Below are 16,981 nucleotides of genomic sequence, written 5' to 3' on the forward strand. Positions count from 1 at the left end.
CTTCGGGAGCCGCGTTTAGCTGTATGTGTGTAGTAGCGCGTATGATTAGGACGCGCGGCGGGCGCGAGCAGCACGACGCTTCATAGCGCGGCGCTCATCCTCACTGGTGCCACCCCAAACACCGGAATCCTGACCGGTATCGATAGCCCACTTCAGGCAGACATCAACTACCTCACAGGAACGGCACACTGTTTTTGCTTCTTCAATCTGCAAAAGGGCAGGTCCGGTGTTTCCAACGGGGAAAAACAGTTCGGGATCCTTATCCAAGCAAGCAGCACGGCTACGCCAATCCACAGCTGGACCTCCTTCAATCTTTTAGTAGTGCACTGGCACCGGGGCGCTTCGTGCGTTTGACTTTTGGTGTGTGACATAAAGCATCCCCCGAACGGAGGGGGAACTTGACGTATCAACTTTCCCACGGTCCGGGCATGCTGACAAGAGGTTTTCCAAAAAAACTTTTTGAAATATTAGAGGTATGTATCACATAGGGTAACCTCGCTCAAAAGGAAGTAACGGGTATTCATGACATAAACTCACAGAGTGTTTCCCAGCACTGCGCCGAAGAGCTGCAGGGGTCGCTAAAATAGAGGGACGCGGGCTGCAGATCTATGCACCCTTACCCCGCTCAACGCACCGACCAAAGGATGACTATGGCCACCCCGAAGACGACTGTGAACCCCAAAGCGCCCCTGAGCGTTCTGTTCGTGGCGGGGCTTTCAACCGTAGAAGCTGTGTATCTGCTTTTCCGGGGGGTCGCAGACCCGCTCTTTGGTGATGCGGCCCGAGCCGTTCAAGAACGCCTCGTCGGCGGTATTATCCAGGCTTTCTTTGGCCTCATAATCTTATTCTTTGCCCTCAGGTTCTATCGGGGAAAACGAACAGCCCGCACCCCCATGGCCCTGATTCACGCCTGTGCCAGCTTCATTAATGCCTCAAATATATACAGCTACTTCTCCTACCGCAGTGTGGTTGGGGCAGACCATGCACCTTTCTCCTTTATCATCATTCCCACAGTGCTATTACTCCTCTCCGGTACTGCACTGGTTGCCGTATTCCTCCCGGCAACCAGCCAGTACCTGCACGAAACAACCGAAGCAGACGAAGCAGACCTTAAACGGCACTCGGTAACTGGCAGGCGGTAGCCCGCCCAGCATCTACCGCAACCGCCCGACCCGGTGGTAGAGTACCCTCCGTGTACAGATCAAGCGGAAGCTCTGAAAGCGTACAAATCTCCCCATCGGCAGCAGTCCGCGGATTAATAACAACCGCTCGTGAACACCCTGACAAAGACGCCAACACCGGCGACGAAAGCCACCGTGTGTACGGGGTGTAAGCAATAAACCCGGCCCGGAACTTACGCCCAAACTCTAGTAACACCTGCTGGGTAGCCGCAGAAATATACGGCACATCATCAACTGCCAGGATCACCCGCTCCGGGTGAGGAACATTCTCAAAGGTCTCACGAAGCTGCTGCGCATCCGGATTATTAGCCCCCGCAATATGAAGCACACCATACTGCGGGTTCAGTGAACCAAGGTTCTGCAAAAACGTACTCTTACCAGAAGAACGCGCACCAGGCACCGGAACAAACGTTCCCTGCGGCGCATGAATCAGAGCCGCTGACCCATCACGCTGATACCCGCACAATAGAGCTCCAGGACTTTTCCGGTGAACGTCCAGCACCGCATCCTGAGCAGGAAGTGAGATTCCCTCAGGGAACTGCACCAGAGGACGTACCCGATGAGACCTGCCGCTTGTATCCTGCAATAACTTGGTAAGCTCCGAGGAACTCAACGTTACCGGACTCAATACCGAAGCCTCCAGCGGCTCATCCCCAATTAAATCGGTATTTAACGTTCCCTCCACCGCAAAATGGCCCTGCGCCGGAACTGGGTAGTTCTTCACTGTCTTGCGCATCAGGTCATTCTCAACAAACCGTCGAGACAACAACGTCGAATGCGCCACCGACGCGAAACGTCCACGAAGTGAAAGTGCACTGGTAAACACCACACGGTACCCGTAACGATGCCCCTGCGCCAGCAGATCATACAGCTGGCCCTCAATCTGCGGCAGGCGCATGAGAAGCTCAAGCCACGAATCCAGTCCGTCAACAACCACCAGCGCACCATCCTGCTGCCCCTCACGGCCCGGCACCGTGTAGCCGCTACGCAGCTGCTGCAAACAGTACTGTAAATGCGACAGTTCATGAGGGCCAACCAGGGCATCAAACACCTCACCTCCCTCCGCGTAAGCGCACGCCAAACGCCGGTGCAACCCAGAATCGGCAGTCAACACTATGATGCGCTCCCCGCGTTGAGCAGCTTGGGCCAGCATCGCGTTCAAAAGGTTTGAACGCTCACCTACCGCCCCTAACACAGCCAGCGCACCCGCAGCCTCCTCCTGCTCAGCCCCACTAGCTGCAGATGCACCACAGGAGATCCCCCACGTACGCGGCTGGCGCACACCATAACGCGCGATCTCCAGCTCGCCCAGTGTGTACTCAAACTCACGGGAAGAAACGGTCAGCTCCGTATGGGCTGCCAGCTCTTGTGGGATCGGCTGATAATCCCCCGCAGAGACAGCGTAGGACTCAAATGCCTCACGAATGAGCTGCACGGCACGGTTTAATTGAGCATCCTCACCTTGAGAATCGTCGGATGCGTCCTGCTGTGCTACCGGGCTAATGAGCGGAACCCATGCGCCATCCTGTAACAGCTGCGCCGCGAACGGGGCCTGAACCGTATTGCTGGGGAGAGCATCAACCAGCGGAGCCCTAAATGGCAGGTTCTGGCCATCCGGCAGACGCACGTACCCTGCGCCCGGGCAAGAGGCAGGGATACTCGCCGCGCCCTCATGACCCACCAGATTAAATGAATCCTGCCCCGAAGAGACACGCAAACAAATATTACTGGCAATATTTGCTCGAATATCCTGTGAAATACTGCCTTGCGGCCGCTGAGTTGCCAGAATCAGGTGCAGACCCAATGAACGGCCAATCGTCGCAATTTTCATCAGCTCGTTCATAGCATCCGGCATCGACTCAACCAACATGCGGAACTCATCAACCACAATCACCAATTCCGGGTACGCAGGAATCTCACCTGAGGCCGCGCACAAACGCAAATAATCACGGTACGAGTTCACCCCCAAGCTCAGCAAATCACGTTCGCGGCGGCGCACATCGGCCCGCAAAAACTCAAGAGCACGGTGCACTGCAGACACATCAAAGTTGCTCAGCATACTCAAAGTCTGCGGCAGCTGTGCGAGCGGACCCAAGCCAGCAGATCCCTTAAAATCGACCAAGATCAGCCCCAGCCTCTCCGGGCCGTAACGCAGCGCCACGGTCAGAATCAAAGAACGCAGCAACTGCGACTTACCCGCACCGGTGGTGCCGCCCACAATCCAGTGGGGACCATGCTCAGACAGCCCCATATCAAGGTACCCGCCCGGTGCCGAACCCAGCAGACAGTACAGGTCAGGGGAGTAGCGGTTCATAGCCCAGCGGGCTGCTGCTTCCTCACAGAGTAGCCCCATCGGGTCAATACCGTTTGCGTGAGCATTTTCCCCATTGAGAGAATCCAGCTCAGAAAGCCGCAACGACCTGCTATGAACCGAAGCTGCATCCGTGGCCTCAGCGACAGTATCAGACTCCCCGCTACCCGCTAATGCAGCCAACGCACGAACATATTGGGCAATACTTAACCCATCCGCTGTAGCGCAAGAATCATTCAGCTCTAACGGATGTACTTGCCCCACGCTCTCGGCAGGGGTCAGCTCGGCCGGGGCAGGCCCCGAGCGCACATACGAGATACTTTGCTGGTACTCTCCAACGGTCTGCAAAGACAGTGCCGCACCATTTAGCACCGGAACATGAGCTGTATCGTGAGGATGCACAATACACAAGGCAGCCCTTGTGGGGAAAACACCTGTACCACCGCGCGGCACGCCCGCTGAAATAAACAGCGGGGGAATGGCTGCAGGCTGTGAGCTTGGCAAGAAAGATTCCTGAGGCTCAGGAACTGTTACTGCCAGTGCTTCAGCGATCTGCTCAGGACTAACGCACAGGCGCACCCGTTCGTGAACTCCAAGGCATACCAACGCATCACGCACAACTGTTGCTGCGGATGCGGGGGCTAATACGATAATCTCCCCAGGGTAGACCGCCACCAGCTGCACCAGATAGGCGTGCAGATGCTCAGGCTTTAGATGCAACTCGTGCGGTAACGCGGCCGTGGGAACCGGAACGTAATGAGGGGCCCGCTTATGAGGTTGAAGGGAAGAGACATTCAGATTACGTCCGCTCACAAATGGCAGGCGCGGGCCTGCCCCGAGCACGATCGCCGCAGCAGCAGACTGGTCGGCGGCAGGAATAAATGGGCGGGCTCCAGCCGGGGTGAGCCCTTCGGCACGTAATTTCTCGCGCTCGCCGGAGTTGTGAACCTCTCGCTGGGCGCGTTTGTTTTCGCCTCGACCGCTGAGCATATGTAACAGCATTAAGGCTGATGAGGCTAATGACATGAGCAGGAACATCCACATCCCGGTGAGCGTTGCCACTGCCACACCAATAATTAGCGGTAGGCACACCATGATAATGAGCGTGCCGAGTTTACGCGCGGCTTGGGTGTGAGAAGTGACTGGTTCAAAGGGGGAGCCGGTATTCTGGGGTAAAGCCGGGCTCTGCCCGGGAGCGGTGAGAAGACAGGTAGATGAACCCACTATGAAAGGCTCATTCCACCGTATTTCTTGTTCTTTATTGTTGCTCGCGCCGGGCAGTACCCCGTGGGGCAGGGGTAAGGCAGCCAAGTTTTTACTGCGGGGTGGGTGAGAAAGGATGAGACGTGCCCCTGAGCCATCCACCACCAGGGTTCCGTGATTGGGTGCTAGATAGGGGTCGTTGAGGGCAACCGCCTGGTTGTTTTTCTGTGAGCGTCCGATGTGTGTGTGCCCGCGCGGTATGGGGTAGGCATGCCCCGCATCAGGGCCTCGGAGCACATAGAGCGTGCTGACTGCCGCTGGTTGGGTCAGTTGTGTGCGGCCGGGCTCGAGGCATGCTCCGGGAGTCAGCGGAGTCGCTCCAACAGTGAGGGTTTCGAGCGGACGACCGGCCACGGTCAGGGCCGAATGAGGCAGCGCTTGGGCAAGCTGGCGTGCCTGAGAACCCGCAGCGCACTCAACGGAGAGCAGCTGCGGGTAGGAAGGGTAATCGGGTTTTCCCAGGGTGCGGGGTGCATCGGCAAGAAACAACGAATACTTCATGTAATAATCTCAAAACATGTCAAAGTATAAATCAAGAGATTTAATCGTATATTGTGGATAAAAATACCTATTGTGACCATTAAGCATAGTTATCCACATATTTTGTAGTTCGATGCCGTCTAAATGCCGTAAATATTACAAGCTGTGAATGCGGAGGCGGTGCAGACTATGCCCGTCCTGGATTCTTTTTCGGAGGCCGAAAAAATACGATGCAAATATGCAATGGGTGCGGATATCAGGTAACTTTAGATATGATTAAATCCGTCTTTAGAAGGTGCTGCTGCGCCGCTGAAGGCTGTGGTTACGCCTGGCTCTAGGCGCCGTTAAACTGGTAAATTCGTAGTTTGCGTGCGGGTTTCCCATGACTTACAGGAGAAGAAATTGACTGCTGATCTCGTAGTTGTCGGCTCGGGCCTTTTTGGCCTGACCATTGCCGAACAGGCCGCAACTGAGCTTGGTTTAAAGGTGGCACTGTTGGACCGCCGCTCTCATATCGGTGGTAACGCATACAGCGAGAACGAAGAGCAGACCGGCATTGAGGTGCACCGCTATGGGGCGCACCTGTTTCACACCTCCAACGAACGTGTCTGGGAGTATGTGAACCGTTTTACCGATTTTACGAATTACGTGCACCGCGTATACACCCGCCACGATGGTGTGGTGTACCCGATGCCCATTAACCTGGGTACTATTAACCAGTTCTTTAACGCTGCATATTCACCGGCTGAAGCGAAAGCACTTATTGCTGAACAAGCCGGGGAGCTGGCCGGTACTGATCCGCAGAACCTCAACGATAAGGGCATTTCGCTAATTGGGCGCCCCCTGTATGAGGCATTCATTAAGCACTACACCGCTAAGCAGTGGCAGACCCCGCCGGAGGAGCTGCCAGCCTCCATTATTTCCCGACTGCCGGTGCGTTACACCTATGACAACCGCTACTTTAACGACAAGTATGAAGGGCTACCGGTGGGCGGTTACACTGCTTGGCTGGAGCGTATGGCAGCGCACCCGAATATTGAGGTGCGGCTGAATACCGATTTCTTCTCGGGAGATCATGAATACTCGCGTGAGAAGGTGCTGGGCCAGGTTCCTGTGGTTTACACCGGTCCCGTGGACCGTTACTTTGACTACACCGAAGGTGACTTGTCATGGCGCACCATTGATTTGGAAGAAGAAGTCTTGCCTATTGAGGACTTCCAAGGGTGCTCAGTCATGAACTACCCGGATGCTGACGTTCCCTTCACTCGTATCCATGAGTTCCGCCACTTCCATCCTGAGCGCGACTACACCAAGGACGCGACCGTGATTATGCGCGAGTACTCACGCTTCGCCAATAAGGGAGACGAGCCCTATTACCCGGTGAACACCTCCGTGGACCGTGAGAAGCTGCTGAAGTACCGCGATCTTGCTAAGGGGGAGAAGGACGTGCTGTTCGGCGGACGCCTGGGCACCTACAAGTACCTCGATATGCACATGGCTATCGGATCCGCGCTGTCGATGTTCGACAATAAGATCCGCCCCCATTTTGCTGAGGGCGCCACGATCGAATCCGGCGGTGTGGACGCATAATGACGACTGAGGAAAAAACTTTAAAAACCTTACAGCGCGTGATCTTCCCCAGCGCGGTGGAAACTGATGTGGTACCCCTGTATGTGGATGCTGGCGCCGCCACCGGTGTGCAGCTTCCTACCCGTTTCGATAGTGATGCCGCCACAAGCCTTAAAGAGGCTACTGACGCACAGACCCTTAACGCACCCGCGCCCGCTGCATCTGCTAACGCCGCCCGTAACCTGACGGGGCGCCGCTCTATTACGGTGGGCGACGGTAAACACCTCTCCTTCGGGACGTATTTTAACGCTTTTCCTGCCTCATACTGGCGCCGGTGGACCGACCTGAAACAGGTGGTTTTGAGCGTACATACCAGTGGTGAAGGTATGGTCGTGGTGTATAAATCTAACGGCCGCGGCGTTATTCAGCGTGTGGACGCTAAGCTGCTGTCCGGATCAGCAGAAACGACTTTCCAGCTTCCGTTAGCCCCATTTGGCGACGGCGGATGGTACTGGTTTGATCTTTCGGGCACCACCGACCTTGAGCTGATTGAAGCTAACTGGCTGGGTGATATTGAGCCGCGCGCTGATGTAAACGCTGGCCAGGCAACCGTGCAGATCACCACCATGAACAAGGTTGAGTACTGCATTAACAATATTCGCACACTGGGTGAAAGCCCCGAGATTTTTGATTCTGTGCACGAGTTCCTGATCGTTGATCAAGGAAATAAAAAGGTGCAGGACCACCCCGATTTTGAGGAAGTTGTTAAGCCGCTCGCCGGTAAATTCCGCATTATTAATCAGGGTAACTTGGGCGGTTCGGGCGGTTTCTCCCGTGGCATGTTTGAGGCCGTGAATAACGGCAGCGACTATGTGCTGCTGCTGGACGATGACGTGATTGTTGAGCCTGAGTCCATCCTGCGCATGGTGACGTTTGCAAACTACTGCAAAACCCCCACCATCGTGGGCGCACATATGTTTGATATGTTCGACCGCTCGGTGCTGCACGCCTACGGCGAGGTTGTCAATCCGTGGCGTAACTTCTACGACAAGCCTTACGATGATATGGTCATGGGTCACGATCTGGGCCGCAGCAACCTGCGTAGCACGCACTGGCTGCACCGCCGCGTTGATGTTGACTATAACGGCTGGTGGATGTGCCTTATCCCAACCGCAGTGATTCATGAGATCGGTCTGTCGCTTCCGCTGTTCTTGAAGTGGGATGATGCAGAGTATGGTTTGCGTGCGAAAGAGGCCGGGTTCCCCACAGTCTCATTCCCCGGTGCTGGTGTGTGGCATGTGTCCTGGACTGATAAGGACGATTCCGTCGGCTGGCAGGCCTACTATCATGAACGTAACCGCCTGATTACGGCACTTCTGCATTCTCCGTTCGATAAAGGCGGCCGTGTGATGCTGGATTCCCTCTTTTTGGATGTGAAGCACACCCTGTCAATGCAGTACTATACTGAGGCCGGCCGCTTGATGGCTCTTGAGGATCTGCTGTCCGGGCCGGATCACCTGCACGAGTCGCTCTCTGCCCGCCTGCCGCAGATTCGTGCGATGGCGGCTGAGTACCCCGAATCACAGGTGAAGACTGACGTTGATAGTTTCCCCACCATTAAGAACAAGAAACCGCCGTTCCGGGGCCGTCGTAACTTCAAATCGCCCGGGTATAAGAAGCTGGTTCCGTGGACCATGAACACGTTGCGCCGTCAGCTGACTAAACCTATGACGGGCGAGTTGAAATCGCATCCACAGATTCAGCTCAATTATGGTGAGAGTAACTGGTGGACCTTGTCGAGGTTTGATTCGGCTTTGGCCACTAACGCGGAGGGAACCGGGCTTTTCTGGTACCGCCGCGACCCTAAGCAGGTGCGCTCTAAACTGATTGATGCAACTAAGCTACATGCTAGGCTCTTGAAGGAGTGGCCAACGCTACGTGAACGCTACCGGAACGCATCGGCCAGCGTAGCCTCCTATGAGGCGTGGGCTGAGACGTTCGCTAAACATACGGAGTCTGAACTGAAGCGATGATGAATGATCTGAGCACCAAACCCTTTAAAGCCCCCGGGCGCGGTAGGGGTATTCTGGACGCTATCCGAAACCGGTACCTGTTAAGGCTGCTGGTTGATAAGGAAATCCAGGTGCGTTACCGCGGTTCCGTGCTGGGTATCCTATGGTCTTACATTAAGCCGGGTATCCAATTCGGAGTGTTCTATATTGCGATGGGCCTTTTCCTGGGCCTTGAGCGGGGTATGCACAACTACGCTATTTATCTGTTCGCGGGCATGATCGTTATTAACTTCTTCTCGGAAGGGTTTGGTAACGGCGCGCGGGCCATGGTGGTCAATAGCGCACTGATTCGTAAGATCTACCTGCCGCGTGAGCTTTTCTCGCTCTCGACGGTGTGGGTTGCTCTCATTCATTTCTTGCCTCAAATCGTGGTGATGCTCATCGCCTGTATATTCAGCGGCTGGAAACCCGGTGTGCTGAACATTGCGTCCGTTGTCGCCGGGATGCTCATCGTCATGCTGCTTTCTTACGGGCTGGGGCTTATCTTTGGCGTCGCTAACGTGTTTTTCCGTGATTCGGAAAACCTGGTGGATATGTTCCTGATGGTGGCCACCTGGCTGTCTCCGGTGCTGTATTCCTGGGCGCTGGTGCGCGACACCCTGTATCCGTGGGTCTTTAATCTGTTTATGATGAACCCGCTCACCGTGGCGGTGGAACTTTTCCACTATGCGTTCTGGCACCCTACCCTCACGGATCACGACAAGCTTGCCCCCACCTCACAGGTTGTTCCGCACCTGTTTAGCTTCTGGACTCCGGTAGCTATTGGTGTGTCTCTTCTGACCGTTCTGATTGGCGATTTCCTCTTCCGTAAGTTTGAGGGTAACTTCGCCCAGGAGCTCTGATAAGCGCATGAAGATTAAGAAGATGCAGCTGCCCCCTATTGACCCTAACGCACCAGTGGTCATTAGGGTGGATAACCTCGTCAAAAGCTTCGTGCTCAGGCACACTCGGTCCATGAAGGAAGCCTTCGTGTGGCTAATGAAAGGCCGTAAAGGCGACCTGTCAGAGAAATTCAACGCGCTCAACGGCGTGACTATCGATATCCAGCAGGGCGAACGTGTAGCCTTGCTGGGGCTTAACGGTTCGGGCAAGTCCACTCTGCTAAAGCTCATTTCGGGTGTGATGCAGCCCGACAAAGGTAAGGTAGTGACCCGTGGTGATATCGCTGGGTTGATTGAGGTCGGCGCCGGTTTTCACCCAGACCTCACGGGGCGCGATAATGTGTACCTCAACGGTGCCATTCTGGGCATGTCGAAATCCAAGATTGATGCGGCATTCGATGATATTGTCGCATTCTCCGAGATCGGCGAGTTTATCGACACCGAGGTGAAGTTCTATTCGTCAGGTATGTATCTGCGTCTGGCTTTCTCAGTCGCTATTCACACGAACCCGGATATTTTCCTGGTGGATGAGATTCTTGCAGTTGGTGATGAACCGTTCCAGAAGAAATGCATCCAGAAGATCAAAGAACTGTGCCTTGACGGTAAGACCCTCGTTGTGGTGAGCCACGACTTGGACCTGGTATCGAAAATCTGCGAACGCGGTGTGGTGCTGGATCAGGGTAACCTGCGTTTCGATGGAGCTATTGATAAGGCTGTGAAGATCATCCGCGGATAGCTCTACGCCGTGTCTCATGCCATATGTAGAGGCCTGCTTCCTATGGGGGAGCGGGCCTCTACATATGTCCTCAGATGTTTCAGTTCCCTGAATTTGTGAGCTAATGAATGGTTTTGGTTTGATAAATCTTTGCCGTTAGGGGTAGTCTATGTACAGTAATCACATCACCGTACATCAACCTCATCGTAAGCGGGAGACCAACCATGGAGAGCTCCAGAGCTACTCTTCCGTATGATAACCGCTCAGCTTCCGGCACATCATACGAGAGCTACTTACTGATCGCGCAGCATGTGCGCGAGCAGATTCGCGCACGTGAACTAGACCCGTACACGTCGCGCGATGAAGTTGTGTCGATTATTGAGGCGTCAGTTGCAGACTATGATCGCCGGATGCTGCGCGCATCCTTACCGGTACTTCATGATGCTGCAGATGCTATCCGCTATTTAACGGATGATATTTGTGGTTTTGGCCCGCTGCAGCGTTTCCTGGATGATGACAGTATTGAGGAAATCTGGATTAACGCCCCCGATGAGATTTTTGTGGCTCGGTCGGGGGAGAGTGAGCTGACGGGTCTACGTCTAGATATTGACAATATTAACCATCTGCTGGAGCGCATGCTGAAACCTTCCGGTCGACGCTTAGACCTTTCGTCTCCGTTCGTGGATGCATCCTTACCTGATGGGTCGCGTTTGCATGCTGTTATTCCTGACGTGACCCGTAGCCACCCCAGTATTAACATCCGTAAATTTATTGTGCGTGCCCGCAGGCTGCCCGACCTCGTGAAGCTTGGATCTATGAGTGCTGGTGCTGCGGGTTTGTTACATGCGGCTGTTGAAAGCGGCATGAATATTTTAGTCTCTGGCGCTACTCAGGCTGGTAAAACTACCATGTTGAACTGCCTGTCCGCATCGATCCCGCCGCGTGAGCGGGTTATTACCTGTGAAGAAATTTTTGAATTGCAGGTTCCCCTGCGCGATGTTGTGGGTATGCAGTGCCGTCAAGCCAACCTTGAAGGAACCGGCTCTATTTCGCTGCGTCGGCTGGTGAAGGAAGCACTTCGTATGCGCCCAGACCGCATCATCATTGGTGAGGTTCGTGAGGCGGAGTCTTTAGATATGCTCATCGCTCTTAACGCTGGTCTTCCGGGGATGTGCACTATCCACGCGAACTCGGCACGGGACGCCGTGACGAAGATCTGTACCCTGCCTTTGCTGGCGGGGGAGAATATTTCCTCGGCATTCGTGGTTCCCACGGTTGCCAGCTGCTTTGACTTGATTGTGCACTGTGAACGTGATGCACGCGGGTACCGCCGGGTTGAGGAGATTTACATGCTTGGCGGTCGCGTTGAGAACGGTGTGATTGAGATGTCACCGCTGTTTGTGCGCCAGGAAGGCCGTATGGTGTGCACCGCCCTTGAACTGCCTCACCCTGAACGGTGGGCTCGTGCCGGGCACGCTCCGGAACGGATACTGGCTATGGCGAAGGCGGGGTAGTTGTGAACATCCTTTTAGGGTTGCTGCTGGGGGCTGGCGCGTTTCTGCTGTGGTGGTCGTGTTGGCCTGTTCCTGCTGGTGAGGAACGCCCGAATCGTGAACCAAAGATGGTAATCATGCTGCGTAAAGCTGGTATGCATTCACTGAGTCTTCGGACGTTTATGTGGCTTAGTGTTGGTTCTGCAGCTATTACGGCACTCGTGATTTTTGCGGTCACCTCCCTGCCGAATTTGGCGTTATTAAGTTCGGTGGCTGGTTTCTATCTTCCTCGCATTGTTGTGTCTCGCCGCGCGCAGGCGCGTGAAGCCAAGGTGTGGGAGCAGTGGCCTGATGCGGTGGATCACTTGCGTTCGGCAATCCGTGCGGGCCTGTCTCTTCCTGAAGCGCTGGTGCAGCTGTCGTACCGTGGCCCTGAGGAGCTGCGTGATGCATTTGCTCGGTTTGGCTCAGACTATCGGGCAAGTGGCGAGTTTATCCCGTCGCTGAACCGTTTGAAAGAGTACTTAGCGGATCCTGTTGCAGACACCATTATTGAGTCGTTGAAGATTGCTCGTGAAGTGGGCGGTAGCGATTTGGGACGTCTGCTGGGCACTCTTAGTGATTTTTTGCGTGAGAGCTCCCGTACCCGGGCGGAGCTTCAGGCGCGGCAGTCGTGGACAGTGAACGGCGCGAAGCTGGCGTGTGTTGCACCGTGGGTGGTGCTCATGCTGATGGCTACTCAGCCTGCTGTGCGTACCGTCTATAATTCGTGGGCTGGCTTTATTCTTATGCTTTCCGGCGTTGTGCTTTCGTGGATTGCTTATCGCCTGATGCTTCGTATCGGTACTTTGCCGAGTGAAAAGAGGGTGTTTGTATGAGAAGCCTGTACATCCTCCTGGGGTTACTTCTCGGGTCGGGCCTGTGGCTTGTGATTAGCACGTTCGTGCGGTCACGGCGCTCAGGGTTTGCTGAGCGTATTGCCCCGCAGATGCGGTCAGTGACTGTGCGCGAAAGCCTCTCGCGGGAGACCGAGGAAACCCCCACCTCTTTGGGAGCGGTTCTGCTGGTTTTCTTTGGCCCGATGCTTGACCGCATTAGCTCGCGGATGCGGAATTCGTCGATGACCGATGAGTCATTGCGGGAGCGTTTGCGCCGTGCGGGTGAGGACGAGAACGTGAGTAAATTCAGGGCGGAGCAGCTTCTGTGGGCTCTTGCTGGCGTGGGAATGATGAGTGCGTTGACTGTTATCGGCGTCATTCAAGAGCGTATTTCTGTACCCGCCGGTATTGTTCTCATCGCAGTGTGCGGTGTGAGTGGGTTTATGGCCCGTGACTGGTGGCTGGGGGAGAGGATTAAAAAGCGCGAGAAGATGCTGATTACCGAGTTCCCCGCGCTGGCTGAGCTTATGGCTTTGTCGGTGACAGCTGGTGAGTCGGCTTTGGGCGCTTTGGAACGTATCTGCCGCACCTCTAACGGAGAGCTGTCCCGTGAATTCTCAGATATTCTGGCGCAGACCCGCACCGGGTCGGGGTTACTGCCTGCCCTCTACGATTTTGCGAGGCGCACCCAGGTGCCTGCACTGAACCGTTTTGTGGACGGCGTGGCAGTGGCTATTGAACGCGGTACCCCGCTGGCTGATGTGCTTCGCGCACAGGCCCAGGATGCCCGCGATAACGCTAAACGTGAACTGATGGAAACCGCCGGTAAGAAAGAGATCGCGATGCTCGCACCCGTGGTGTTTTTCATCCTTCCGTTGACCGTAGTTTTTGCGATATTCCCCGGACTATCGCTGTTGCATCTAACTATTTAGAGGCAATAACCTGTACCATTTGGCCCCGCACGGGGTTCCCTAGCAGTAAAGGAGAGGACAATGTTCCGCCGTATTCGTACTTCGTTGGCTTTGCTGACTGCACTAGCGATGACCGCCCTGGTGGCGGGTCGTGTTTTCGGTTCCCGTTCAGGCTCTGATGATCCTGAGCGGGGCGACGTCCCCGGCTGGGTGATGATCACCATGATGAGCGCCGTTCTGGTTGCTGCTATCTTGGCAGTCGCTCAGCCTGCTCTGACCACTATGTTTAATGACGCTATCGCAAAGGTCGGTCGCTAACTGGTCATGCGTGCCTGTGGCAAGTGTGTGACCCGTAGAAGGGGCAAAGAGGGCACCGGAGCAGATGCAGACCGTGGGGATGCGAGCACCGATTTTGTGATGGTCTCGGCCCTGTTAGCACTGATTACTGTGGCTATTTTGCAGGTTTCGTATGCTTTTTATGTGCGTAACCTGCTCCTGGATGCGGCCAGTGCTGGGGCACGGTACGGCACTCTGCACGACCGTAACCCCTCTGAGAGCGTTGACCGTACCTCTGAGATTATTCGCGGTTCGCTTCCTGGTAACTATGCACAGAATGTTTCGTACAGCGAAAGTTTTAACTCTGCGGGGGCTCGAGTGCTTGAGGTGAACGTTTCAGCTCCGCTTCCGGTGCTCGGCCCTTTCGGGTTACCTAATTCATTATCGGTGAAGGCTCATGCGGTATACCCAGTCCAAACAGAAGAGTAGTGCGCGGGTGCGTGGTGCCGTGAAGATCCTCTCCCTTCAGACAGTATGCGCGCGTACCCGCTGGGGACGCCGCAAGAAGGTGACTTCTTCTCAAAGCCCCGATGAGGGAAGCGCAATCGTGGAGTTTCTGGGGTTGGGTATTACCTTGCTCATCCCCATTATGTATGGGGTTTTGACGGTTTTTAGCCTGCAGGCCTCGGTAATGGCTGCCCATTCGGCAAGCGCCCAGGTGGCGCAGTACGTTCGGGAGCTGCCTAAGGGGCAGAGCCTCTCGCAGGCCCAGGCGAATGAGCTGGCAACACTTGTGGCTCAGGATTATGGGGTGGCTGCGTCGGATATTTCGGTGGCGTTATCATGCAGCTCTTCGTGTGGGTCGAACGATACGATTCGGGTTGATGTATCCGTTAACGCGCGGCTTCCCTTGGTTCCTATCGGTAATGGGGTGGTTCCGGTGAGTTCGTATTCGATGAGCTGGGGGAGCTAAAAGCGTAGTGCCTCTGCTGGGGCTAGAGCCGATATAACGTTTTTATATCGGCCAGCAGCAGCTGAGGCAGGGCATTTGAGGCGCGCAGTAGGTGTGACTCTAGATTGGATATACTCAATCTGAGGGAACGAAATTTGGTTGTGCCAGTATAGTGAGAAGGCTATTCATTCATTTGAGGTTTCTGAATACGGGAGAATCCCTAATGAGTAACCCTCAAATTTAACACTTTTATTTATCGAATTTGACAGTATTTTGCACCTCGCGCATCAACCATTCGGTTCCAGTGTAGACAATCCTAAACTCCACACTATATTTATTTGTTCAGTGAAATCCTCCGTGCGAATAGTGCGCCTCTCATTATCAAATATTAGTGTAGGAGGAATAGCGGTGCGGCCCAGGAGAGAATATTCATAATCTTTCCCCGAAACTTTTTCAAAACTATCCTTCTCATAAAAGATTTTTCGAATACCTCCGATTATCCACCCTCCTTTCTCATACACAGATTTCATATAAGAAATAGCTTGAAGTTCCTTGGTATAAGCACCCGAGGTAATATGCGCGTACCCCTTCACGTCCCCTGTTTGAAGAGCATAATTACGCTGCTCATTCCAATACTCAATAAACTTAAAAAACGCCTCAGGGGTTTCAAGGTTCATACCCTCAGGCTCTTGAGGCTTGGGAACATTCTGCGCCGGACCCTTATCATCAGCAGGACGATACTCACCCTCCGGTGCCTGCGACCCACCCGAGAACCCCTTACTAAAAGTCTCCCCTACAGGGGTAGGGGTTGCCAAGGCATCACTGCTGCCAGAGGCAGAAGCCTCAGGCGACGAATTCTGCGGTGTCGACGAACCAGCCTCAGACGGAGAAGCTGGCTGTCCTTCAGTATTACCAGCACCACCACAGGCGGTAAAAGCCACAGCTCCTAGCCCCGTACTAGCGAGCAACAGTGCACGACGGCGAGTGAACATACTCGGATCAGGTATAGGCATGTATATCATGAATATTCGCCTTTCTTATACTGACGTAAACGCTTTATATGACCGCTGCTTTGGTATTGGATTTTTTCACAATTATTTCTTTTCCTGATTTTTATACTTCTGAGAATACTCGTCCGGGGTTAATAAACTATTGATATACCAGCCCCGGTCGGCGTGACGACACTCCAACCAAAACGTATCATCATCCGTACGCACATTTTCCTGCGGAATCTGCTGCCCGTCAGGCTGTATATACACAATCCCCAGCCATTTAGTTTCTATCTTCCACAGATAATTCTCACCATAAATATACGGCTGGTAGGAATACTCAATATCCTGAATACCATCAATCACCCATCCACCCTTCTCATAAAGCTCAGTCACATAAGTGATTGTTTTTCGCTCGTCCTCACAGTTCTCCCCAATAAACTGAAGCGCCACACTATAATCACCCGTCTGAATACCGTAATTAGTCCAGCGTTGCCACGCCAGCATCGACTTACGCAACCCAGTAAACGACGCCTCGGTATGCCCATCAGCAGCGGTAGGCATCGGAGGCTTAGGAACATTCTGAGCTGGGCCTTGATAATCAGCCATCCGGTACTCACCCTCAGGGGCCTTCGACCCGCCAGAATACCCCTTCGAAAAACTAGGGTCAGGGGTATTAGATGCCTCCCCAGAGGCAGAAGGACTAACACTACCACTATCCTGAGGCGTATCAACGGCAGAACTGCCAGATTCCTGCTCAGCTGCCTTATTCCCACCACTACAGGCGGCAAGAGCAAAAGTTCCTAACCCCACACCAGCGAGCAACAGCGCACGACGACGCGGAACAACACGGTCAGCGTTCGGCTCTACCATCACGAGAGTTCTCTCCTTCATCAACATCAGAAGGCCCCGTGCACAACAGGCGGCAGAAAATACACCCACATCATCTGGCCCGGAAGCGCCTCAATCTTATTGGTTCAATGTGAATACGTACCCTTAGACTACGGGCT

Annotated in this window: 15 protein-coding genes; 11 read left to right on the forward strand and 4 right to left on the reverse strand. The window is 54.3% G+C overall.

Annotation, left to right across the window (positions count from 1 at the left end; translation table 11 throughout):
- Positions 1–45 precede the first annotated feature (45 nt).
- On the reverse strand, positions 46–294 hold the full coding sequence (locus D8M41_RS02035; RefSeq protein ID WP_006889167.1) for a WhiB family transcriptional regulator: 249 nt from the start codon (positions 292–294) through the stop codon (positions 46–48).
- 356 nt (positions 295–650) lie between these two features.
- Here D8M41_RS02035 and D8M41_RS02040 point away from each other — a divergent pair, with 356 nt between their 5' ends.
- Positions 651–1,142, forward strand: coding sequence for a hypothetical protein (locus tag D8M41_RS02040; protein WP_006889163.1), 492 nt, complete (start codon positions 651–653; stop codon positions 1,140–1,142).
- Here D8M41_RS02040 and D8M41_RS02045 read toward each other — a convergent pair.
- Positions 1,111–5,256, reverse strand: coding sequence for an FtsK/SpoIIIE domain-containing protein (locus tag D8M41_RS02045; RefSeq protein ID WP_126926311.1), 4,146 nt, complete (start codon positions 5,254–5,256; stop codon positions 1,111–1,113). The two genes, D8M41_RS02040 and D8M41_RS02045, sit on opposite strands and share 32 nt — an antisense overlap.
- A gap of 381 nt (positions 5,257–5,637) precedes the next feature.
- On the opposite strand from D8M41_RS02045, the gene glf reads away from it, so the two are divergent.
- The 10 genes from glf to D8M41_RS02095 all read left to right on the forward strand — a co-directional run bounded on the left by glf (position 5,638) and on the right by D8M41_RS02095 (position 15,003).
- The gene (gene glf, locus D8M41_RS02050; RefSeq protein ID WP_006889160.1) at positions 5,638–6,825 is read left to right on the forward strand and encodes a UDP-galactopyranose mutase; all 1,188 of its coding nucleotides are present in this window, start codon (positions 5,638–5,640) and stop codon (positions 6,823–6,825) included.
- On the forward strand, positions 6,825–8,837 hold the full coding sequence (locus D8M41_RS02055; protein ID WP_126926312.1) for a glycosyltransferase: 2,013 nt from the start codon (positions 6,825–6,827) through the stop codon (positions 8,835–8,837). Before glf ends, D8M41_RS02055 begins: the two co-directional genes overlap by 1 nt.
- The gene (locus D8M41_RS02060) at positions 8,837–9,718 is read left to right on the forward strand and encodes an ABC transporter permease (RefSeq protein WP_037235268.1); all 882 of its coding nucleotides are present in this window, start codon (positions 8,837–8,839) and stop codon (positions 9,716–9,718) included. The genes D8M41_RS02055 and D8M41_RS02060 overlap by 1 nt, the downstream gene beginning before the upstream one ends.
- Positions 9,719–9,725: 7 nt before the next feature.
- The gene (locus tag D8M41_RS02065) at positions 9,726–10,493 is read left to right on the forward strand and encodes an ABC transporter ATP-binding protein (protein ID WP_023134034.1); all 768 of its coding nucleotides are present in this window, start codon (positions 9,726–9,728) and stop codon (positions 10,491–10,493) included.
- Between the two features lie 203 nt (positions 10,494–10,696).
- Entirely contained in the window at positions 10,697–11,986 is a 1,290-nt protein-coding gene (locus tag D8M41_RS02070) for a CpaF family protein (protein ID WP_006889225.1), read from the forward strand.
- A gap of 2 nt (positions 11,987–11,988) precedes the next feature.
- Positions 11,989–12,843 (forward strand): type II secretion system F family protein, encoded by an 855-nt coding sequence (locus tag D8M41_RS02075; RefSeq protein ID WP_037234927.1) that lies wholly within the window; start codon positions 11,989–11,991, stop codon positions 12,841–12,843.
- Positions 12,840–13,775, forward strand: a complete 936-nt coding sequence (locus D8M41_RS02080) for a type II secretion system F family protein (RefSeq protein WP_006889195.1) — start codon at positions 12,840–12,842, stop codon at positions 13,773–13,775. Before D8M41_RS02075 ends, D8M41_RS02080 begins: the two co-directional genes overlap by 4 nt.
- Before the next feature lie 60 nt (positions 13,776–13,835).
- Positions 13,836–14,072 (forward strand): hypothetical protein, encoded by a 237-nt coding sequence (locus D8M41_RS02085; RefSeq protein ID WP_006889161.1) that lies wholly within the window; start codon positions 13,836–13,838, stop codon positions 14,070–14,072.
- Between the two features lie 27 nt (positions 14,073–14,099).
- A complete protein-coding gene (locus tag D8M41_RS02090) occupies positions 14,100–14,519 on the forward strand; it encodes a TadE/TadG family type IV pilus assembly protein (protein ID WP_006889178.1) in 420 nt (139 codons plus the stop codon).
- Entirely contained in the window at positions 14,488–15,003 is a 516-nt protein-coding gene (locus D8M41_RS02095) for a hypothetical protein (protein WP_023134030.1), read from the forward strand. Before D8M41_RS02090 ends, D8M41_RS02095 begins: the two co-directional genes overlap by 32 nt.
- Positions 15,004–15,269: 266 nt before the next feature.
- Here the strand turns inward: D8M41_RS02095 and D8M41_RS02100 are convergent, their stop codons facing one another.
- Positions 15,270–15,923, reverse strand: coding sequence for a DUF6318 family protein (locus D8M41_RS02100; RefSeq protein WP_238693452.1), 654 nt, complete (start codon positions 15,921–15,923; stop codon positions 15,270–15,272).
- 153 nt (positions 15,924–16,076) lie between these two features.
- Positions 16,077–16,844, reverse strand: a complete 768-nt coding sequence (locus tag D8M41_RS02105; RefSeq protein ID WP_238693477.1) for a DUF6318 family protein — start codon at positions 16,842–16,844, stop codon at positions 16,077–16,079.
- Positions 16,845–16,981 lie beyond the last annotated feature (137 nt).

It is taken from the genome of Rothia sp. HSID18069 (assembly GCF_003989155.1).
GTDB classification, from domain to species: Bacteria; Actinomycetota; Actinomycetes; order Actinomycetales; family Micrococcaceae; genus Rothia; species Rothia aeria.

Coding starts and splice junctions, on each gene's coding strand:
- D8M41_RS02040 (WP_006889163.1), top strand. CDS start 651: ATGGCCACCCCGAAGACGACTGTGAACCCCAAAGCGCCCCTGAGCGTT.
- D8M41_RS02045 (WP_126926311.1), bottom strand. CDS start 5,256: ATGAAGTATTCGTTGTTTCTTGCCGATGCACCCCGCACCCTGGGAAAA.
- D8M41_RS02055 (WP_126926312.1), top strand. CDS start 6,825: ATGACGACTGAGGAAAAAACTTTAAAAACCTTACAGCGCGTGATCTTC.
- D8M41_RS02060 (WP_037235268.1), top strand. CDS start 8,837: ATGAATGATCTGAGCACCAAACCCTTTAAAGCCCCCGGGCGCGGTAGG.
- D8M41_RS02065 (WP_023134034.1), top strand. CDS start 9,726: ATGAAGATTAAGAAGATGCAGCTGCCCCCTATTGACCCTAACGCACCA.
- D8M41_RS02070 (WP_006889225.1), top strand. CDS start 10,697: ATGGAGAGCTCCAGAGCTACTCTTCCGTATGATAACCGCTCAGCTTCC.
- D8M41_RS02080 (WP_006889195.1), top strand. CDS start 12,840: ATGAGAAGCCTGTACATCCTCCTGGGGTTACTTCTCGGGTCGGGCCTG.
- D8M41_RS02085 (WP_006889161.1), top strand. CDS start 13,836: ATGTTCCGCCGTATTCGTACTTCGTTGGCTTTGCTGACTGCACTAGCG.
- D8M41_RS02095 (WP_023134030.1), top strand. CDS start 14,488: ATGCGGTATACCCAGTCCAAACAGAAGAGTAGTGCGCGGGTGCGTGGT.
- D8M41_RS02105 (WP_238693477.1), bottom strand. CDS start 16,844: ATGGTAGAGCCGAACGCTGACCGTGTTGTTCCGCGTCGTCGTGCGCTG.